The following is a 21,027-nucleotide window of genomic DNA, read 5'->3' as shown; positions in this document are numbered from 1 at the left end:
CCGTAAGGTGGGAGAGTATGTCGTCGCCCTTCTTTTGAAAAGCCTGATTACGCAAGTAGTCAGGCTTTTTTGTTTTAGGTTATTTTGGTTTTTTGGTTGTTGTTCGTTGAGAGGCTTTTCGATTAAAGATATTTTCCTTTTTTAAGAATATTCAAACACCTTACGACAAACAACAAGCACCACACAACAAACAACAAGCACCACACAACAAACAACAAACAACCAACAACAAACAACGAACAACGAACAACGAACAACGAACAACGAACAACGAACAACCAACGACAAAAATCTCACCCCCTCATCGTCTCAATCTCATTTGTTTTTTCAATAATATCATTTATCGCATATCCTTTGCGAAATAAATAGGCTTGAAATTTTTGTTTTTTCTTTTGTAGATCGGAATCAGTCAATTGATTCCATTTGTTCTCGCTTATGCGATCAAAAGTTTGATAGTATTCTTCATCCGTGATTTCAGTTAATGCAATTGAAATTAACCGACTATTGATATTTCTGAATTTTAATTCTGAGGTTATTCTGTTCTTTCCCCAAGCACTTAATCTGTGTTTACCCCTTACAAAACTCTTTGCAAAGCGTTCTTCATTTAAGAAATTGTGTTCGATTAAGTGAACGATGATATCATCGTGTATTTGAGGCGTTATACGCAACGAAAATAGTTTGTTGATTACTTCTGAGTGACAACGATCTTGATAGGCGCAATAGTGCTCTAATTTGCGTTTAGCATCATCAAAGGATAAATAAGTAGACTCTGGATTCAATTTTTTTCTTTTTTACAAAGATAATCAACCTCCATGAAAGTTTGTGTAGAGGGGGTTTCGTTTAAAAGTAGTAAAATTATATTTATCAAATAAATTGAATATATGCGTTTCGTTTTGTAGTTTTCCTCTTAGAAAAATAACAACGAAGATTATGAGTATTAACAGAAGTTTTTTAGTAGAACTACAACACGAATTAGGCAGTACGAGAAAGATTATTGCTTGTGTACCTACAGACAAATGGGATTGGAAACCACATGTAAAATCGATGAGTTTAGGGGATTTGTCTAAGCATATTGTGGAATTGATTATTTGGACAGAAATAATTACACAACAAGAGAGTTTAAATTTTCATACGGATTATAAGCCATTAGAAGCAAAAACGACAGAAGAGTTGTTGCAGTTGATCGACAATTATGAGAAACGCGTTGTAACAGCCGTAGAATCGATGACTGATGAACAATGGATGCAAACTTGGGCGTTGAAAGCCGGTGATCACACGATTATGGAGATGCCTAAGGTTGGAGCAAATCGTTTTGTAGTAAACAATCATATCTATCACCACAGAGGACAACTATCTGTTTATTTGCGTTTACTAGATATTCCTATTCCTGGAATGTATGGACCATCTGCAGATGATGCGAAATAGGTTGTGGTTTACAGGTTCTAGATTGTAGTGAATTTTAGAATAAAAAGAAGATAAAATAAAAAAGCCTAACTAAAAAGTTAGGCTTTTTTCGTACCCGGAGTGGGAATCGAACCCACACTCCTAGGAACACGAGTTTGAGTCGTGCGCGTCTACCAATTCCGCCATCCGGGCATTTGGTGTTGGATTGTGAGTGCAAATTTACAGAAAAAAACATTCTATCAAAGAAAAAAAGCAAAAAAATCGCTCTAGTCAATTAATATTTTATAAATTTGCATCGCTGAATTACAATAAGGAGGCACTAACTAACAACATAACAACTAATTAGAAAAAATGTTAAATCCTGAATCAGAAGCAAAAATTTTTGCTTGCTCTCAAAGTATTGAGTTAGCAGAGAAGATAGCAAAAGAATACGGTGTAGAATTAGGTAAAGCGACCTTATCACATTACAGTGATGGGGAATTTCAACCTTCTTTTGAAGAATCAATCCGAGGAAGACGAGTTTTCCTTGTTTGTTCTACATTCCCATCATCAGATAATCTAATGGAATTATTGTTGATGTGTGATGCAGCTAAAAGAGCATCAGCTAGACATATCACAGCGGTAATCCCTTATTTTGGGTGGGCAAGACAGGATAGAAAAGACAAACCAAGGGTTCCAATTGGAGCTAAATTAGTGGCGAAGTTATTAGAATCAGCTGGAGCTACAAGAATCATGACGATGGATTTACACGCAGATCAAATCCAAGGATTCTTTGAAAAACCAGTTGATCATTTATATGCTTCTACGATATTTTTGCCTTACGTAAAAAGTTTAAATATCGAGAATCTAACCATTGCATCACCTGATATGGGTGGATCGAAAAGAGCCTATGCGTATTCTAAGTTTTTAAATTCAGATGTTGTAATCTGTTATAAACAAAGAAAAGAAGCAAATGTAATCGAAAAGATGGAACTTATCGGAGAAGTAAAAGGACGTAATGTTATTTTAGTTGACGATATGATTGATACAGGAGGTACACTTGCTAAGGCTGCAGATATGATGTTAGAAAGAGGAGCATTGAGTGTACGTGCTATTTGTACACATGCTATCTTATCAGGAAGTGCGTACGAGAAGATTGAAGAATCTTCATTAACTGAGTTAATCGTTACCGATTCAATTCCGTTGAAAAAACCATGTGACAAAATTAAAGTACTGAGCTGTGCTCCATTGTTTGCAGAAACAATGCACAATGTGCAATCGAATATGTCGATTAGCAAAACATTCGTAATGTAAATTATTAATATTAAATATTTAAAGTAATGAAATCAATTACAATTAAAGGATCAGAAAGAGAAAGCGTAGGTAAAGTTTCTACTAAAGCCTTACGTAATGCTGGAATGGTTCCTTGCGTAGTATACGGAGGAGAACAATCAGCAATCCACTTCACAGCAGAAGAGAAAGCATTCAAAAGTTTAGTTTACACTCCTAATGTACACACTGTTGTGATTGAATTAGAAGGTGGTAAAAAAATCAATGCAATTTTACAAGATATTCAGTTCCACCCGGTATCTGACAAAATCTTACACATCGATTTCTACCAATTATTCGACGATAAAGAAATCACGTTAGAAGTGCCTATCAAAATTTCAGGTAACTCTAAAGGAGTTATGGCTGGGGGTGTATTAAACATCAACAACCGTAAATTAAAAGTAAGAGCTTTACCAGCTAACTTACCTGACTTCGTAGAAGTAAACATCTCTAACTTAGAAATGGGTAACAAATTATACGTTACTGATATTGCAGCAGATAATTACAAATTGTTACACCCAGATAACACTGTAGTTTGTCAAGTGAGAATTTCTCGTGCAGCGATGAAAGCAGCTCAAGAAGCAGCGAAAGCAGCGAAAGCTCCTTCAAAGAAAAAATAATTATAGCCTATATACATTATTGGAAAGCGCCTGTATTTTTACAGGCGCTTTTTTTATTTGATCGAAATAACGTATGGAATGTCTTGGGTTTGCGTTATTTTTGTACCTAGAAAATTAGTAACATAATACCATGAAGAAGTTTTTAATTGTAGGATTGGGAAATATAGGTGCTGAATATATTCATACGCGTCACAATATTGGATTTAAAGTTGTCGATCAAGTTGCCCGTGATTTAGGGGGAGATTGGCAAACAGTAAAATTAGGTAGCTTAGCAGAAGTAAAGATCAAAGGAAGAACACTGTTATTGCTCAAGCCAAATACGTTTATGAATCTAAGTGGTAAGGCTGTGCAATATTGGATGCAGAAGGAAAATATTCCCTTAGAAAATATTTTAGTGGTTACGGATGATTTGAATATTCCCTTCGGAACGATTCGCATTAAAGCCAAGGGGTCAGATGGTGGACACAATGGATTAAAGAATATTCAGGCCGTTTTAAACAATACCAATTATCCTCGTTTTAGATTTGGTATTAGCGATGAATTTAAGAAAGGACAGCAAGTCGATTATGTATTAGGAGATTGGTCTGAGGAAGAGAAAGAAAAGCTCGTAGAACGCCTAGAAACGTCTTCTAAGGCTATTCAGGAGTTTGCTTTAGGCGGATTAAACAATGCCATGAATATGTACAATGCAAAATAGGAGTTAGTCATAGGTTAAATGAAGAAAATTGTAGAAACCTCTCGTCTAATTTTAAGAGAACTTCATCCAAACGATGCACAGGCATTTTACGACTTGAATGCGAATCCCAATGTGATTCGCTATACAGGAAATACTGCTTTTCGCGATGTGGAAGAAGCCCGAGAATTTCTAGAGAATTACAGCGATTACCGAGAGCATGGATATGGACGATGGGCTGTAATCTTAAAGGATTCAGGACGATTTATCGGCTGGTGTGGATTGAAGTTTGATGTAAGTACCCAACAAACGGATATCGGTTTTCGTTTTTTTGAAGAAGAATGGGGAAAGGGATATGCTACGGAAAGTGCACAAGCTTGTTTGCAAGTGGGGTTTCATCGATTTCGACTGCATTGTATTATCGGTCGTGCGATGAAAGCGAATATCGCTTCTATACGCGTTTTAGAAAAACTGAACCTTGCGTATGAGCAAGATATTACGCTTGATAATGAAGCAGCTGTTTTGTACAAAATAAAGAAATAAAAAAACGGGAACTGTAAAGGTTCCCGTTTTTTGTTATTTTTCTGCTTTGATAGCGATGTGTAATTCTTCTAATTGTTCTGGACGGATGGCACTTGGAGCGTCAATCATCACATCTCTTCCTGAATTGTTTTTCGGAAAAGCAATGAAGTCGCGAATCGTCTCTTGTCCTCCTAAAATAGCGACTAAACGGTCTAATCCGAAAGCCAATCCTCCGTGTGGTGGTGCTCCGAACTGGAAGGCATTCATCAAGAATCCGAATTGTTTTTCTGCTTCTTCTTTAGAGAAACCTAAGTGTTTAAACATCAATTCTTGGGTTGTTTTATCGTGAATACGAATAGAACCTCCTCCAATTTCATTTCCGTTTAAAACCATGTCATACGCATTTGCACGAACTTTACCTGGATTCGTATCTAACAAGGCAATGTCCTCTTTTTTCGGTGAAGTAAAGGGATGGTGCATGGCGAAATAACGCCCTGATTCTTCGTCCCATTCGAATAGTGGGAAATCAATTACCCATAATGGAGCAAACTCGTCTGATTTTCTCAAACCTAAACGGTTTCCTAACTCCATGCGCAACGCACTTAATTGTGCTCTTGTTTTATTTGCAGGACCTGAAAGTACCAAAATAATATCTCCAGTTTCAGCTCCTGTGATGTTCGCCCATTGTTTTAAATCTTCTTGGTCATAGAATTTATCTACAGAAGATTTAAATGAACCATCAGCTTCACATTTACAATATACCATTCCTGAAGCTCCAACTTGTGGGCGTTTTACCCAGTCAATTAAAGCGTCGATTTCTTTTCTTGTATAGGCTGCTCCTCCTGGAACTGCAATACCTACTACCAATTCAGCACTGTTGAAAACACCAAAATCTTTGTGTTGGGCTACAGCATTTAACTCCCCAAACTTCATTCCGAAACGAATATCTGGTTTGTCATTTCCGTAAGTACGCATGGCTTCTTCGAAGGTCATACGTGGGAATTTGTCAATTTCAACACCGTGAATAGATTTCAATAAATGTTTGGTCATTCCTTCGAAAGTATCCATAACATCTTCTTGATCTACGAAAGCCATTTCACAGTCGATTTGCGTAAACTCTGGTTGTCTATCTGCGCGTAAATCTTCATCGCGAAAACATCTCACGATTTGGAAGTAACGGTCCATACCCCCAACCATCAATAATTGTTTGAAGGTTTGTGGTGATTGTGGTAAAGCATAAAATTGACCTGGATTCATACGAGAAGGTACGATAAAATCACGTGCTCCCTCTGGTGTAGAACTGATTAAGTAAGGCGTCTCTACTTCACAGAAATCTTGTGCAGAAAGATAATTTCTTACCTCTTGTGCAACTTTATGTCTGAAAAGTAAACTGTTTTTTACGGGATTTCTACGAATATCCAAGTAGCGATATTTCATTCGAATATCTTCTCCACCATCTGTTTCATCCTCAATGGTAAAAGGAGGAACACTTGATTCGTTTAAAATCGTTAGTGACTCAACTAAAATCTCAATGTCCCCAGTTGGCATATTTGGGTTTTTTGATGCGCGTTCAATTACCGTTCCCGTTACTTGAATTACATACTCACGACCTAAGCTTTTTGCAGTTTCGAAAACTGTTTTATCCGTTCTCTCTGCATCAAAGATCAATTGTGTAATACCATAACGATCGCGTAAATCAACCCAAATCATAAAACCTTTATCACGGTGTTTACTCACCCAACCTGAAAGGGTAACTGTTGTATTTATATCTGAAGCGCTTAAAGCTCCACAAGTATGAGTTCTATACATGGTAAAAAATTATTTCTGCAAATTTATAAACTTATTGTGAATCGGAGGTCTTTTGCTGGAAGAATGTAGGTGTAAACTACTGAATTTCTTGTGGCAAAGATTCCTCTCTTTTTTTGAATTGAATAAATAGATAGGCTAACATCGCACCACATAGGGCCATTCCTGCACCTACCCATTCAGGAGAATTATAACCGAATCCCATCGTAATGGGAATACCTCCTAAGAATGCACCCAATGCATTCCCAATGTTGAAGCACGCTTGTCCTGCTGATGCGGCTAACATTTCAGATCCTTTGGCATTTTTAATTAGCAACATTTGCAGAGGAGATCCAATGGTAAAGGCAACTAATCCCGTTACTAATGACATGGCATAGGCCATCCACTGAATGTGTACGGTATAGTAAACAACTAGTAAACATATCGCCATTAAAGAGAATGAAAAAATAACAGCCTTTGCTGGTGAAAAAGTATCCGCAATTTTTCCTCCTACAAAATTACCAAGAAACATTCCTAATCCGACTAAAGTCATAATAATGGGAATGTTTGCCTCTGGAATTAAGGCAATATTTGTCATCATTGGAGCAATATAACTAATCCAGGCAAATAGCCCACCCGTTCCAATTGAAATTAGCGCAACCAATATCCAAGCGATCGGTGTTTTGAAAAAGGCCATTTGTTTTTTGGTGTTGGTTGTAGTATCCGCTTGTAATTTGGGAATCCAAAAGTAAATCGCTAGGGTTGTTAATACCCCTAAAGAGGCAATTAACGTATAGGCTTCACGCCAAGAATAATGTTGACCGATCCATGTACTTAGAGGTACTCCCGCTAAGTTGGCAGTGGTTAGTCCCGCAAACATAATCGAAACGGCTTGAGCCTCTTTTCCTTTTTGTGCTAATTGCGTTGCTACTACAGATCCTACTCCAAAGAAAGCACCATGAGGTAATCCCGACATAAAACGCGTCGCGATTAAAGTTGGATACGATGGTGATAGTACAAAAAGAACGTGAAAAACAGAGAATAACAGCATTAATGCCATTAATACCTTGTGTGGAGCAAATTTGTTGGATGACATCACCAATAAGGGGGCACCAACCACTACACCAAGGGCATAGGTTGATATAAAATTTCCTGCTTTTGGAATAGATATCTGTAAGTCTTTTGCGATTTCAGGGAGTAAACCCATCATCGAAAATTCGGTCATACCGATGGCTAATCCACCAACAGCAAGTGCTAATAAGCTTTTATTCATTGAATATAGTGTAAAATTTAAATTATTCTTTTCCTCTTTCGTATTGGGGCGCCCACGGAATTTCTACTCCCAATTGGTGAGCCGCTGTCATGGCAAAATGAGGATCTCTCAACAATTCGCGTGCGACGAAAATTAAATCTGCGTCGTTTTGTTGTAAAATAGCTTCCGCTTGTAGACCTGTTTTAATTTCTCCAACAGCCCCAACAACCAAGGCTGTATGAGCTTTTATTTCTGCTGCAAAAGGCACTTGGTAATTTGGACCTGTTGTGATTTTTTGATGTCTTACACCGCCACCTGTACTCACGTCAATCACTTCTACCCCCTTATCTTGTAAGATTTTAGAAAGCGCAACGCTTTCTTCAAGTGTCCAGCCACCTTCGGCCCAATCGGTAGCTGAAATTCTTACCCATAAACTTTGTGTAGTTAAGACAGGTTGAATAGCCTCGATAATTTCCATTAGAAAGCGAATTCTATTCTCAAAATTCTCTCCGTATTCATCGGTTCGATTGTTGATTAAAGGAGAAAAAAATTGATGAATGAGATACCCATGAGCCCCATGTAATTCAATAATTTCATAACCTGCTTGTATCGCGCGATTAGTTGCTTGCTTAAAAGCTTCTATCGTCTCGATAATTGCTTCTTTTGTTAGAGCAACAGGTGGATGGTCGTTGTCGTTAAATGGAATGGTTGAAGGTGCTACAGTCTGCCAACCCTTGTGTTGATTAGGCGCAATTTGATTTCGCGAAATCCACGGTTTTTCACAACTCGCTTTGCGTCCTGCATGGGCTAATTGTATACCCGGAAGGCAATTTTGAGTTTTAATAAACTGCGTAATTTGCTGTAATTTTTCTATGTGATCATCCGACCAAATGCCCAAATCCCCATAAGTAATTCTTCCCTCAGGAACAACGGCTGTAGCTTCTTGAATAATCGCAGCCGCTTGACCTGTCGCAAATTGACCTAAATGAACCAAATGCCAATCGGTTGCAAAACCATCCGTGGCTGAATATTGACACATTGGTGAAACAATAATTCTATTTTTTAAGGTGTGATTTTTTAAGTGAAGTGGGCTAAATAATAGATTCATAGTGTTGTTTTTGAATAGGTTAATAAAAAAAGCTTACTAGTTAGTAAGCCTTAAATTATTTGAGTTGTACAAAAAGATTGTTGGCAATCTTCTTGGTGATGGTTATTTTAGTGTCATTAATCCCAATTAAAAACGACTGATCGAAGGGCTCAATTTCCAAAATAACAATCTCACTACCTAAGGCAATTTTTTGCTTATCTAAATATTGTAAAAATTCAGCCGAGGAATCTTTTACTCCTACACAAATTACGGCTTGTTGAACTTTAATCTCGGCTAATAGCTTTTTCTTTATCTGTTTAATTTCTCCTTTTGCATTGGGAATGGGATCTCCATGCGGATCTTCCGTTGGATAACCCAAATAAGCTTCGAGTTTATTAATTAATTTTTCTGACTTAATGTGTTCTAGTTCTTCTGCTACATCGTGTACTTCATCCCAACTAAAACCCAATTTATCCACTAAAAAAACTTCCCATAAACGGTGTTTGCGCACAATCATTTTCGCTGCTAACAATCCTTCCGCCGTTAAGCGAACTCCTTGGTACTTTTGATAAGTAACTAATTTCTTTTCATTTAATTTCTTAATCATATCCGTCACCGAAGAAGCTTTCGTTTCTATTTTGGCAGCGATGGCATTAGTAGAAATTCCATCCTCTTCCCCCTGTGATAGGTGATAAATGGTTTTTAAATAGTTTTCTTCTGAATAAGTAAGCATGGAGTGATTTTTTATAAAATACAAATTTACATCTTTTTTTATTGAAATTATATTTTTAGCTTTGCCTAAATTTTAATTCAATATAACAGTAAATATTTTTTTATGCGTGTACTAATAAGTTTTTTGTTTCTTCTGGTTTTTTCTAGCTCAGTTGAAGCTCAAACTATCCAAGGAAAGATTACCTCAAAAGGAGAGGTTTTGTCTTATGCGAGTGTGTCTATAATGAATACTTCCAAAGGGACAACCACTGATGAGAATGGAAAATATAAAATTGAAAAGGTAGAGGTGGGATCCCATCTCGTACAAGCCGAATTTGTTGGTTTTAAAAAAATGTCAAAGCGCGTTACCATGAAAGAAAATCAAACGCTAACGGTGAATTTTGACTTAGAAGAGGATTCGAGTTTAGACGAAATTGTAATTTCAGGTTCATTAAAACCAGTCTTGAAATCAGATGCGGTAACTCCAGTAGAGATTTATACTCCAGCTTTTTTTGAGAAAAATCCGACGTCAAATTTATTTGATGCGGTGCAAATGATAAATGGTGTTCAGCCTCAATTGAATTGCAATGTTTGTAATACGGGCGATATTCACATCAATGGAATGGAAGGTCCGTATACGATGATTTTGATTGATGGAATGCCGATTGTTTCCTCTTTATCTACGGTGTATGGGTTATTTGGGATTCCAACCAATATGATTGAACGCGTAGAAGTAGTGAAAGGACCTGCTTCTTCTTTGTATGGAACTGAAGCCATGGGGGGAATCATTAATGTAATTACCAAAGACCCTGAGCATGCGGCTAAATTAAGCGTAGATGCTTTTAGTACAACTTGGTTAGAAAATAACCTTGATTTAGGAGCTGGATATAAATTAGGTAAAAAAGTCAATGGTTTATTTGGAGGAAACTATTTTAAATTTGGTGAGCGAAAGGATAAGAATGGCGATGGATTTACGGATGTAACCCAACAAGAACGAGTTTCCTTGTTTAATAAATTTAGTTTGAAACGCCCGCAAAATCGCGTCGCAAGTTTAGCATTGCGCTATGTGTATGAAGATCGTTGGGGTGGAGAAACCCATTGGAATCGCAAGAAACACAGAGGTGGAGAAGAGGTTTATGCGGAGAGTATTTTTACTAATCGCTTTGAAGCTATTGGAATGTATCAATTGCCAACGACTGAAAATATTTATACCCAGTTTTCATATATCTACCACAATCAAAATTCGATGTATGGACCAGAGTCGTATGATGCGAAACAACAAGTTGCCTTTGCACAAGCCTATTGGGACAAAACTATCGGAAATCACAGCCTGTTAGTTGGGGGATCATTCAAGTATACCTATTATGACGACAATACACGTGCAACGGGAATTTACGACGAAAATGGATTGGTGAAAAATCAACCTCAAGAAACGCCAATTCCAGGGTTATTTGTTCAAGACGAATGGTCGTTGAACAAGCAAAATAAACTATTGCTCGGATATCGTTTTGATTATGATAAAACCCATGGTGGAATTCATTCGCCTCGCGTTGGGTACAAATTTGCTCCAAATACCAATCACGCTTTACGTGCGAGTTTCGGAACTGGATTTAGAGTAGTCAATGTATTTACTGAAGATCACCGTGCGTTGACAGGGGCTCGTGAGGTGGTATTTGCAGAAGCCTTAGACCCTGAAAAATCATATAATGTCAATTTGAATTATACAGTAAAAGTTCCTACTAATTTCGGGGCATTTAATTTTGATATCAATGGATTCTATACTTATTTCACCAATAAAATTGATGCTGATACGGATACCGATCAATACAAAATTATCTATGCGAACTTAGATGGACATGCCGTTTCCAAAGGTATTTCGTTGAATATGGATGTAGCTTTTGATTTTCCATTGAAATTGATGACAGGGGTAACTTACATGGATGTGTATCGCAAAGAAGATGGGGCACGCGAACAAATTTATCACTCACCTAAGTGGTCAGGGAATGTGTTGGCGAGCTATAATTTTGGACACGGATTTACTGCGGATTTGACAGGGGATTGGAAAGGACCTATGCGTTTGCCTCGCGTAGAAAATGATTATAGACCTGAATATTCTCCTTGGACCGTTATTGCTAATGTGCAAGTAACGAAGAAATTTGGAAATAATTTTCAAGTGTATGGTGGAGTGAAAAATATTTTCAATACCCTACCTAAAGAAGATACTATTGCAAGATGGTGGGATCCGTTTGGTGAACCAGGAAATGGAGTAACGCCTCCTCCAGGAAGAACGGATGTTATTTTTGAACCAAATGATTATAGCTATACCGCTTTGCAAGGAATTAGAGGTTTTATTGGTGTGAGATATAGTATTTTTTAAATGAATTAGTCATGAGAGGGATGAGCAGAAAAGAAATTCTCGTTTTAAGTGGGTTGATTTTGTTATTCACTTGGGGGATGAAAGTAAAAGCGCAAGAAGTAACCTTTTCAACCTTGGAGAAAAGCATGGAAGCAAATGCAAAACCCATCGTTGTTTTCCTACATACGAATTGGTGTAACTATTGTGCATTGATGAAGAAAAAAACCTTTGCCAATGAAGAGGTACAAGTAGCCCTAGAGGAAAAAGCCTATTTTATTTCGTTTGATGCAGAATCAAAGGAAAATATTCGCTTTAAGAACAAAGATTTTGTCTTTAAGAAGAAAGGACTCCAGTCGGGCGTGCATGAATTAGCAGAAGCCTTGACGGCTCAAAATGCTTATCCTGCTCTGGTCGTTTTAAATAAAAACTATGAAATTATATACCAACAGTATGCTTATGTTGGTCCAAAAGAAATGCTTCAATTACTGAATGCATTGTAGGAGACTACGTGTTATTTTTCTTTAAAAGCACTGTAAATCAAGCCAATTTACAGTGCTTTTTTTATTCTATTCAAATAAAATTTTATTGAAAACTAAAAAATTAGTTTGATAACTAAATTTTTAGTTATATGTTTGTTTGAGTCAAAAGCAATCAAGATGGAAAAATTAACCAACAAAGAAGAAGAAATCATGCACATCCTTTGGAAGTTGCAAAAAGGATTTATCAATGATATATTGGCAGAAATGCCAGAACCCAAACCGCATTACAATACCTTATCTACGTTAGTGCGTATTTTGGAAGAGAAAGGAGTAGTGGCTCATCATGCCTACGGAAAATCACATCAATATTATCCTGTTGTAACAATGGAAGCCTACCGCTCTATGTTCATGGAAGAAACTCTTCACAAGTATTTCGATAATTCATTTAGCAATTTGGTGAACTTTTTTGTCAAGGATAAACAGGTATCACAAAAGGAATTGAATGAAATTCTCGCTATCATCGAAAAAAACAAACAGTAGTAATCTTTAAACAATAAAAGCCTATGACTCCTTTTATTCTTTATCTACTAAAAGCGAATGGATTATTGTTGCTCCTCCTCGTTTTTTATTTCTTGTTTTTGAGAAAGGAAACGTTCTTTGCTGCAATTCGCTATTATTTTCTAATCGGAATAATACTTAGCTTGATATTGCCACTGTTGAGCTATACCAAAACAGTTTATGTGGAGCAAGCTGTAGATTGGTCGTTGTTGCTCCAGCAAATGACTGAGAATCCCGAGGTAAGGGTACAGCCAAGTTTCTTTGAACAATTGGACATTGTTGTGTTACTACCTTATGTATTTGGAGGGATTACCTTTATAATAGGACTCTTCTTTTGCGGTAAAATTTTTGGATTGATTCGGTATATTAAGCGATTGCAATTTTGGAAGGCGCAAACCAATATTAAAGTAGACAAGACCACACAAGAGGCCTATTCGTTTTGGAATTGGATTGTGTTACCTTTTAATTACAAGGAAATAGAGGCATTGGAGACCATCATCCAACATGAATACATCCATGTACAACAAAAGCATACGTTTGATCTTTTAGTTGTTCAATTAGTACGTCGTGTCTTCTGGTTTAATCCTTTCTTACTGCTTTTGGAGCGAGTAGTTCGCTTGAATTTAGAATATATCGTCGATCAACAAGTTATTGCATTGCAAAATAGATACGATTACCAAATGACCTTGGTGCAGTTTGAACAAGCTAAAACGCCATCCCTTTCTTTAGTAAACTCCTTTGGTTCTTCGGATTTGAAAAAGAGAATTATCATGTTAAACCAACCCAAATCTAAAAATATGAAAAAATCAAAATTTGTGTTATGTCTACCCTTAGCGGTGGGATTCTTTTTGCTTTTTCAAGTACATACGAAGGCAGAAATTCGCTTTGTGGATCAGGAAACAACCGCCACAGAGCAAGAACCAGAAAAAAAGAAAGAAGCAAAGGGTACGACAGTTGTCCGCAATAATGGAGAAGAATTGAGTACAGCCCAAAAAGAAACCTTAGATACACTAGTGCAAAAAGCAAAAGAAGGAGTGGTGTCAGAAACTGCAGAGGCTAACCAAACGGAAAGTGGTACTATTTACGTTACGACAAATGGCTCTAAAAGGAATATAAAGATGACTCTGAATGGAAAAGAATTAACAGAGGAAGAGCATCGTTTAATCACAGAAAAAGGGAAAGCTGAAGGGAAAAAACAAACTTATATGTTCACAAGTACTGGAACTGATTCGAAAACCCGTATTGTTATCAATGGGAAAGAATATTCGGTGGATGAATTAGTACAAGCGGGATTAAACGATTCAGGCGTAACAACTTCTTATACTTATACGTTTGAAGGAGATCCCTTGTCTGATGAGATGAAAAAAGCAATAGAGAGTTCTAGAAAAGAAATGGAAGCCTCTCGAAAGGATATGGAAGCCTCTCGAAAAGACATGGAAGCCTTTCGAAAAGATATGGAAGCTTCTCGAAAAGACATGGAAATATCGTTGAAAGAAAAGAAGAAATCGAGAAAGGAAATGGAAGCTTCTCGAAAAGACATGGAAAAATCGTGGAAAGAAAAGAAGAAATCGAGAAAGCAAGAGTTAGAGCAAATCAAGGATAAATTAATTATCTACAATGGAAAAGAAATGTCTTTGGCAGAATTGGAAAAAATAAGCCCTAATGGATTGGGAGGTGGAACTATCAACATCTACAGTACAAAAGAAAGTATTGAAAAGTATGGGGACAAAGGGAAAAATGGAGTTATTGTTGTCACCTCAGGTACAAACCAAGAACAAAGAATAGATGCAAAAGGGAAAACGATAAGTACTTTTTCGGTGACATCCGTACAAGATAATGGAGATGCCTTTCTTTACATGGTAGATGGAAAGAGAATTAAACCGAGTGAGCTGAGTACAATTAAATCAGAAGAGATTGAAAGTATGCATGTTCTAAAAGGAGAAATGGCGAAGGGGAAATATGGAAAAGAGGGTGAAAATGGAGTAATTGAGATTATAAAAAAAAAATAGATTATTACTTTTAAATTGGATACGTTAGGCAAACAAGGCTTTCAACTTTAGTTGGAGGCCTTGTTTAGTTAGAAGGCAAAGCGAATCGAGACCATGAGTTGTCTCGGTCTTATTGGAGTATGCATGATATGGGTCATCATGTCATTGACGATGACCTGACTGTATTCCTTGTAATTAAAAATATTCGTCCAAGCGAGTTCCAAATCAATTTTGCGTTTGGAAAAAGTATAGCGATAGGTTAAATCCACAAAGGTGTTATTGAACGATTGTTGTTGGATGCGATCTCGTTGATAGGCAAGGGTAGTGAGTAAAGTATGCTGTTTAAAAGGGAGTAAACTCAAGGTCGCATCATGTGTTGTTTTAGCACTTTTGGAAGAAGAAAAATCTTTGTTTTGGACTTGTTGATAGGCAAAGGAATAATCAATATTCAACCAAGTAAAAGAGGTATTGGATAAACTGAATCGATAATTGTTTTGATGGGTTTTCACTGTATTGAGCACTTGATTAATGAGAATCGGGTTTTTATTCCTACTATGTGAAAAACTACCTTTTAAGGTTGTGCTAATTGGTTCAATCAACTTGTTGATATTTAGTTCTAAGCGTTGCGTTGTTTGAGTGTTGTGTTGTTCAATAGCTTGAATAACTTGTTGCCCATTTTCGCCAATTTCTTGAGAAAATAAGATAGGATTTTGTTGTTCAATATACTCTAGATTAAAATAAGCAAACCACCCCGTAAAAGGATCTTTAAAGTTGGTATCAAATTTGCTCGTAAATCGATGATTAGATAAAATGCGATTGGTGTAAGCGCTAAAGTTTAATTCATTGAGTATAGTAGAAGAATACAGTTGATTTAGTGGTGTGAAAACACTTGTGTAGGCAATATTTCCTTTGAATGTCCAGTATAAAGATGCAACATATTGTGCATAAAGAGTAGGAGAAAGAAATAATTTGCTATTGCTATCATGTTTGTTGTTTTCTTTGTCTATCAGTGAAGCTGTGGTCCATTCTAAGGGAAGATTCAGGTTCAAGGACCAGCGCTTGGCTTTGAAATTGATCCTGGAATGTAAGGCATTACTGCTCGTTTGATAACGCAGTTGATTGTGATAATCTCCGGGGATTGGATTCCAAAAATCAGTTTCACTTCCATACAAATCCGTATTGAAATGCGTTTGTTGAAAGGTGAAATGATATGCTCCAGAAAACGTCCAAGCATGCTGCCTCCAAACATAGGCGACCGCATTTTTTGTATAGAATGATTGATTGTCATAGTGTTGGGATAAGGATGGGTAAGAGGATAAATCTGGGTTGTCTAAATTAAAAAGGGCAGTTGGAGATGCGAAGTACGCTTCTTTGCTTTTTGAGAAATCTAAGAGAGAACGAAAATTAATCCAATGTTTTTCTGTTAAAGGAATAAGGGTACTCAACGTATTTTGTAACTGAAAAATTGGAGCGTTTACTTTTTGCTGAATCAAATTTTCTGGCGTATTGACCATCAAATCTCCCTTTGTTTTATCTTTTGATACGCGGATTGTCGTTTTGTTTTTGGTATAGTTTTGTTTTTTATTTTGCGTTAGGGTAAATTCAGCAAGGAAGATTTCTTTTGCCGCACGACTAGCCGTTGTTCTTTGATATGTTATGGGCTCAGAGGTACCAAGTGTTGGATTTAGATAATGTATAGTGGTGGTTTGTATTCTATCGTCGGTATCATTATGTTCATTTAAATAATACAAGGTTCCTGTAAGTTCCCAATTGTTTTTGAGTTTTTGCAATACATTTAGATTTCCTAGGTGACTTTGATTAAACCAAAAGCGATTTTGATTGATGGAAGGATCTGGATTAGTGGCTATTTTTAGAAAAGGTGTGTTGGTTGAGGAATATAAAAAAGTATCATATTCTTCGAACGAATAGAAATTATTTATTTTCGTCATAACCGTATTCCCCATATTGTTGGTATCATAATTTGCCAAAGTCTGAAAGTGGCGACTAAAGAACATAGGAGAAAGACTTACATCCCAAATGAAAGGACTAAATCCTCCTCCAATTTTGGCTGTACCTGCACGACTTACTTTGTTTTTTAGACGGATATTTAAAGCAGGTTTACCTGTTGAAACCTTGCTATCCAACATTTTGATGGGTTGATGATCTTCATAGACCTCTACCCGACTAATATCGTCTGGTGAAATCGCTTTGGTAATCGCGGCATAACGTCCTTTCATCAAATCCAACCCTTCTACATAAAATCGATTGATATTCTCTCCTTGATACTTGATTTGACCTGACGCGCTAACTTCTATACCAGGAAGTCGTTTCAAGACATCTTCTAATACGCGATCAGTTTTTGAAGCAAAAGACTCAACCCTATAGCTTAGTGTGTCATTGCGTTGGGTAATAGGCGTAGGTTTAATGAAGATTTCTTCTAATACGGTTTCCTGTTTTTTTAAGGTGAGTGTGAGATAAGAAACAGGAAATACTAAAGCATGACGATATACGGCATAATCAAGATGTTGAATGCGAAGGTTGAGGTCTGGACTAGGTGTAGGTAACGACATTTCAAAAACACCTGCTGTATCGGATTGCGTATATTGAATTACCTCTTCAGTTTCTGCTTTTACAAGGGAGATAATGGCGCCTTCAATAGGCGTGTTTGTTTGATTTACCACTTTTCCTTGGATGCGCTCTTGTCCAACGGCAACTAGACTTGCCAGAAGAATGGTACATAAAATAAGAGAGTTGTGAATAAAATGTAGCATAAGATACAAGAGGATGAAAAGAAGTTTCGATTGAAAAGGAAAGAAAAGGTGGATGGAGTATTATTGAACCTTATAAATGGGATTCGAACGAAGGCCTATTTTTTCTGCAAACTCATCAGGAACTGTCTCTGCGTTTTTTGGATTTATTTCAATTAAGTTATCTTTATAGGTTTTGTTTTGATGAATTTTTAAGGCCTTGATGTATTGTGCCTCTGTGATTTCTATTTCCATCTCTTTGGGATTTATTAATTCCCAGTTGTCCATTTTTATTTTTTCGTTATTGAGAAGCTCAAATACATAATGTTTCTCATCATCCCAGGCTTTGACGACAAAACCAGGTAGATTTTTAAATTTATAAGGTCCTTCAATTATGGGAATAGCTGTGGTGAAGAGAACATTCCAATATCGGCCTTCAAAGAACGTAGTCGCTTTTTGAACAGTATAGCTGTTCCACTGTTCTGTATCTGGTTCTATTTCCCAAATTAGATCGTTCTTTGATTCTTTATACGTGTAGGTTGTTCTCCATATTTTGCTAGTGCTAGCTAAGATTCCGTTAGAATAAAAAACGGTAAAATTTGTTTTAGGCCGATAGGTATGAAGCACTTGCATAAGTTCATCTTGGCTTTTTATCGTAGCTGCAGCTCGCTTTCTTTCTAATAGTGCTAATTCAAGAAAACGCGAGGATTGGGTAGAATCAATATCTAATACAAATACGCTTTCGTCTATCTTTTGAGGTTGTGTTTTATCTGAGACAATTTTACCAGAATAGTTATAACGCATAATTGTTTTTTGCTGAGCATAAGAACAAATGGTCAACATAAAAGCGAGAGTTGCTAAAAGTGATTTTTTCATCATAGTAGATTTAAGGTTAATTAAAAAAACAGCGTGTAAAGACACGCTGGAGTTGTCGAGTTTTTAACCGCAGACGTAATGGTCTACATATTCAACATCTTCTTGAATTTGGTCAAATGAAGAATTTTCTTCAGCACAATAAGTTGTTCCACCTCCACAAGAAAAATAAACAGGAAAACAGTTGGCAAAACTTGTTGTAGATAGCGCAAAAAGCGACAAGACTAGTACAATTTTTTTCATCTTCTAGTTGTTCAGTATTTTCTCCCAGTTCCCGGTTTAAGTTGTTTTTTAAGTTGAATTTAAAGTAGGAAAAGGAGAAATCAAAAGGTATAATTGAATGTTTAATGCATTAAGATAGAGGTGTTTGAAATATTAATTTTATAAAATAAAAAAGACTTTCAATCTAGTTTGAAAGCCTTTTATGGTGATTGGAGAATGCCCTGGAGAAGTTGTACTTCCCGCGTTCGAATTTCATCTAAGTGAAGAGGAATGTGATTGACAATAAGTATCCCTTTAGTTGGTTTGATTAATGTAATATTGGGTATTCATTCAAGATAAAGTAATCAAAAGGTTGAATATTTTAGGAAAGAGATTATTCCTCAGTTTTGTTCTCAAAGTTATTGGATATATATTCCTCAATTTCACTGTTACGAGAAGAGGTGAAATATTTTTCTAAATCTACATTATCTTTTCTGAAAAAGATAAATGGCATTCCTAGATTATCATGATAGTTTTCTGTCAGGAAAGGTAAGAGGTTATTTTTTTGTAAAATAATCCAATTCTCATTAAGAAAACCATCTGTCTTGTAAATTTCTCCTTTTTTATAATTTTCTATGTTTTTTACTTTGTCAAAAAGAGCAACAAACTTTATCTTTTTACCCGCATATTTAGTAGTAAGTTGATTCATTCTTTGATAGTCTTGCATACATGTTCCGCAATTGGTTGAAGTAATATAGAACAACGCATCCCAACCTTGAATTTCAGATAAAGGTATTTTGGTATTATGGATATCAAAAAAACCGGGATGAAGTACCCTTTCGCTATTATCTTTATTCACAACAATTATTTTCTCCGGAAATATGCCTAATTTGTTATATATACCTAAGACTGCAAACATATAGTCATCATCTGTATGATAGGCTTTTTCCAATATTTCACCATCCCAAGAGGTTAGATTACCTTCTTGATTAATAATCATATTTTTTTTGAAACGGTCTATGTCTGAGGGTACTAAGTTTAAAATCTTTGGCAGATAAGTTTTAATATAAATTTCTTCTGATGATTCTTTTTTACAAGTTATTAGTAAAAGTGAGAATAATAGTAAACATATTTTTTTAATCATATTGGATGTTTGTAAAATTCGAAATTTCAACCACTTATTATTTATTTTTTTCCTCTTTAACTACGATGATACATGTGCTATTTTTTTGTGCAAAACATCCGTCATCATTATTTTGTCTATTTGCAGCTCCTCTTACTTCACGCACATAAGGGTCATCTCTTTTAAACGTTGAGTATTTGCTCCCCGATGCTGTAGTCTCCGCTAGATTGATTGTTCTTTCGCTATTATTTGTATCAACGATTATGATTTGTACAGGATTTATACCTAGATCATTGTATATTTTTACCATGATTGATTTATATTCTTCCCCATTTCCATATACCTTTTCTAAAAAATATCCGTCCCAGGATATCAAAGCCCCTTCATCATTAAGGACCATGTATTCTTTAAAATGGTTTATATCTGATTGGTTTAATTCAAGAATTTTTGGAAGGTTAGATTGTAGATATATGTCTTTAGTATCTAACTCCGTTTTATTTAAGTCAGTTTCGTCTGATGAACAAGCAATAAACAAAGCGGTGCACAGTAAGAGTAATAATTTTTTCATGTTATTTTTTGTTCAGTATTTTCTCCCTGTTCCCAGTTTAAATTGTTTTTTAAGTTGAATTTAAATCGAAAAAAGGAGAAGAAAAAAGAACTAATTGAATGTTTAATGCATTAAGAGAGAGGTGTTTGAAATATTAATTTTATAAAATAAAAAAGGCTTTCAATCTAGTTTGAAAGCCTTTTATGGTGATTGGAGAACGCCCTGGATGAGCTGTACTTCTCTCGTTCGAATTTCATCTACGAGATGGGGAATGTGATTGACAAGGAGAATTCCTTTCGTTTTGACTTTTTGTTGCAAGACAGTAAGAAGCTGTTCTTGCAGCAGAGGTGATAATCCAGCAAAAGGTTCATCTAATAAAATAAACGGTTGAGGTAACTCAAGTACAAATAGCGTCTGTATAAGTTGTTGAATGCCCGTTGAAAAATGAGCGATGGGATGGTTAAGATGAGCCTCAAATTCAGCCCAATTCCAATATGATTTAGGTAATACATCTTTGCAGCGTAACTGTTTTGGGAAAAAGCTAAACTGAGGTTTTAATGCAAAATAACGTTGTAAATGGTTGGAATTGCGAATGAGGTTTTGATCGATTTTGAGATGCATATGTTGGGGTTTCTTGCTACCAAATAACACCTCGAGAAAGGTTGATTTTCCCTCTCCATTGAAACCCGTTAACTCAATTAGCTCTCCCGTTTGCATTTGAAAGTAGATGTTGTTGAGTATCGTTTTGTGATTGATTTGATACACAAGACTATCTAAGTATAAGGTTGACATG

General features: G+C 36.1%; 20 protein-coding genes and 1 tRNA gene. 9 read left to right on the top strand and 12 right to left on the bottom strand.

Annotated features, from left to right (window positions below):
• Positions 1 to 293: 293 nt before the first annotated feature.
• Positions 294 to 779, bottom strand: a complete 486-nt coding sequence (locus tag HX004_RS12295; RefSeq protein ID WP_286442851.1) for a regulatory protein RecX — start codon at positions 777 to 779, stop codon at positions 294 to 296.
• 151 nt (positions 780 to 930) lie between these two features.
• On the opposite strand from HX004_RS12295, the gene HX004_RS12290 reads away from it, so the two are divergent.
• Complete coding sequence (locus HX004_RS12290; protein ID WP_286442850.1) at positions 931 to 1,425, top strand: DinB family protein; 495 nt, start codon at positions 931 to 933, stop codon at positions 1,423 to 1,425.
• A 91-nt stretch (positions 1,426 to 1,516) separates the two neighbouring features.
• Here the strand turns inward: HX004_RS12290 and HX004_RS12285 are convergent.
• Positions 1,517 to 1,596: transfer RNA gene (locus HX004_RS12285), tRNA-Leu, on the bottom strand.
• Between the two features lie 159 nt (positions 1,597 to 1,755).
• Here HX004_RS12285 and HX004_RS12280 point away from each other — a divergent pair.
• The 4 genes from HX004_RS12280 (at position 1,756) to HX004_RS12265 (ending at position 4,548) form a co-directional block, all read left to right on the top strand.
• Positions 1,756 to 2,697: a ribose-phosphate pyrophosphokinase gene (locus tag HX004_RS12280; protein ID WP_286442848.1), complete on the top strand. Its 942-nt coding sequence runs from the start codon at positions 1,756 to 1,758 to the stop codon at positions 2,695 to 2,697.
• Between the two features lie 26 nt (positions 2,698 to 2,723).
• A complete protein-coding gene (locus HX004_RS12275; protein ID WP_286442847.1) occupies positions 2,724 to 3,332 on the top strand; it encodes a 50S ribosomal protein L25/general stress protein Ctc in 609 nt (202 codons plus the stop codon).
• Positions 3,333 to 3,462: 130 nt separating this feature from the next.
• Positions 3,463 to 4,029 carry an aminoacyl-tRNA hydrolase gene (gene pth, locus HX004_RS12270; RefSeq protein ID WP_286442846.1) on the top strand — a complete coding sequence of 189 codons (567 nt, stop codon included), beginning with the start codon at positions 3,463 to 3,465 and terminating at the stop codon, positions 4,027 to 4,029.
• An 18-nt stretch (positions 4,030 to 4,047) separates the two neighbouring features.
• A complete protein-coding gene (locus tag HX004_RS12265; protein WP_286442845.1) occupies positions 4,048 to 4,548 on the top strand; it encodes a GNAT family N-acetyltransferase in 501 nt (166 codons plus the stop codon).
• 33 nt (positions 4,549 to 4,581) lie between these two features.
• Here HX004_RS12265 and aspS read toward each other — a convergent pair whose 3' ends face one another.
• From aspS to HX004_RS12245, 4 genes are all read right to left on the bottom strand, one after another.
• The gene (gene aspS, locus HX004_RS12260) at positions 4,582 to 6,336 is read right to left on the bottom strand and encodes an aspartate--tRNA ligase (RefSeq protein ID WP_286442844.1); all 1,755 of its coding nucleotides are present in this window, start codon (positions 6,334 to 6,336) and stop codon (positions 4,582 to 4,584) included.
• Between the two features lie 76 nt (positions 6,337 to 6,412).
• On the bottom strand, positions 6,413 to 7,585 hold the full coding sequence (locus tag HX004_RS12255) for an MFS transporter (RefSeq protein ID WP_286442843.1): 1,173 nt from the start codon (positions 7,583 to 7,585) through the stop codon (positions 6,413 to 6,415).
• A 22-nt stretch (positions 7,586 to 7,607) separates the two neighbouring features.
• Complete coding sequence (locus HX004_RS12250; RefSeq protein ID WP_286442842.1) at positions 7,608 to 8,672, bottom strand: NADH:flavin oxidoreductase/NADH oxidase; 1,065 nt, start codon at positions 8,670 to 8,672, stop codon at positions 7,608 to 7,610.
• Between the two features lie 55 nt (positions 8,673 to 8,727).
• Positions 8,728 to 9,384, bottom strand: a complete 657-nt coding sequence (locus tag HX004_RS12245; RefSeq protein ID WP_286442841.1) for a metal-dependent transcriptional regulator — start codon at positions 9,382 to 9,384, stop codon at positions 8,728 to 8,730.
• Between the two features lie 102 nt (positions 9,385 to 9,486).
• On the opposite strand from HX004_RS12245, the gene HX004_RS12240 reads away from it, so the two are divergent.
• From HX004_RS12240 to HX004_RS12225, 4 genes are all read left to right on the top strand, one after another.
• Entirely contained in the window at positions 9,487 to 11,739 is a 2,253-nt protein-coding gene (locus tag HX004_RS12240; protein ID WP_286442840.1) for a TonB-dependent receptor, read from the top strand.
• Positions 11,740 to 11,750: 11 nt separating this feature from the next.
• Positions 11,751 to 12,218 carry a thioredoxin family protein gene (locus tag HX004_RS12235; RefSeq protein ID WP_286442839.1) on the top strand — a complete coding sequence of 156 codons (468 nt, stop codon included), beginning with the start codon at positions 11,751 to 11,753 and terminating at the stop codon, positions 12,216 to 12,218.
• Between the two features lie 156 nt (positions 12,219 to 12,374).
• Entirely contained in the window at positions 12,375 to 12,737 is a 363-nt protein-coding gene (locus HX004_RS12230; protein ID WP_286442838.1) for a BlaI/MecI/CopY family transcriptional regulator, read from the top strand.
• A gap of 23 nt (positions 12,738 to 12,760) precedes the next feature.
• Positions 12,761 to 14,764: a M56 family metallopeptidase gene (locus tag HX004_RS12225; protein ID WP_286442837.1), complete on the top strand. Its 2,004-nt coding sequence runs from the start codon at positions 12,761 to 12,763 to the stop codon at positions 14,762 to 14,764.
• Between the two features lie 68 nt (positions 14,765 to 14,832).
• Here the strand turns inward: HX004_RS12225 and HX004_RS12220 are convergent, their stop codons facing one another.
• The 6 genes from HX004_RS12220 to HX004_RS12195 all read right to left on the bottom strand — a co-directional run bounded on the left by HX004_RS12220 (position 14,833) and on the right by HX004_RS12195 (position 21,026).
• Positions 14,833 to 17,514 carry a TonB-dependent receptor gene (locus HX004_RS12220; protein ID WP_286442836.1) on the bottom strand — a complete coding sequence of 894 codons (2,682 nt, stop codon included), beginning with the start codon at positions 17,512 to 17,514 and terminating at the stop codon, positions 14,833 to 14,835.
• 60 nt (positions 17,515 to 17,574) lie between these two features.
• Positions 17,575 to 18,366, bottom strand: a complete 792-nt coding sequence (locus tag HX004_RS12215) for a GLPGLI family protein (RefSeq protein WP_286442835.1) — start codon at positions 18,364 to 18,366, stop codon at positions 17,575 to 17,577.
• A gap of 63 nt (positions 18,367 to 18,429) precedes the next feature.
• Positions 18,430 to 18,606, bottom strand: coding sequence for a hypothetical protein (locus tag HX004_RS12210; RefSeq protein WP_158962093.1), 177 nt, complete (start codon positions 18,604 to 18,606; stop codon positions 18,430 to 18,432).
• Positions 18,607 to 18,958: 352 nt separating this feature from the next.
• Complete coding sequence (locus HX004_RS12205) at positions 18,959 to 19,708, bottom strand: peroxiredoxin family protein (RefSeq protein WP_286442834.1); 750 nt, start codon at positions 19,706 to 19,708, stop codon at positions 18,959 to 18,961.
• A gap of 37 nt (positions 19,709 to 19,745) precedes the next feature.
• Positions 19,746 to 20,255: a hypothetical protein gene (locus HX004_RS12200; RefSeq protein WP_286442833.1), complete on the bottom strand. Its 510-nt coding sequence runs from the start codon at positions 20,253 to 20,255 to the stop codon at positions 19,746 to 19,748.
• Between the two features lie 180 nt (positions 20,256 to 20,435).
• Positions 20,436 to 21,026, bottom strand: a complete 591-nt coding sequence (locus HX004_RS12195) for an ATP-binding cassette domain-containing protein (protein WP_286442832.1) — start codon at positions 21,024 to 21,026, stop codon at positions 20,436 to 20,438.
• Between the last annotated feature and the right edge of the window lies 1 nt (position 21,027).

It is taken from the genome of Myroides sp. 1354 (genome assembly GCF_030324495.1).
GTDB lineage: Bacteria > Bacteroidota > Bacteroidia > Flavobacteriales > Flavobacteriaceae > Flavobacterium.
This window is presented reverse-complemented; position numbering and strand designations above follow the sequence as displayed.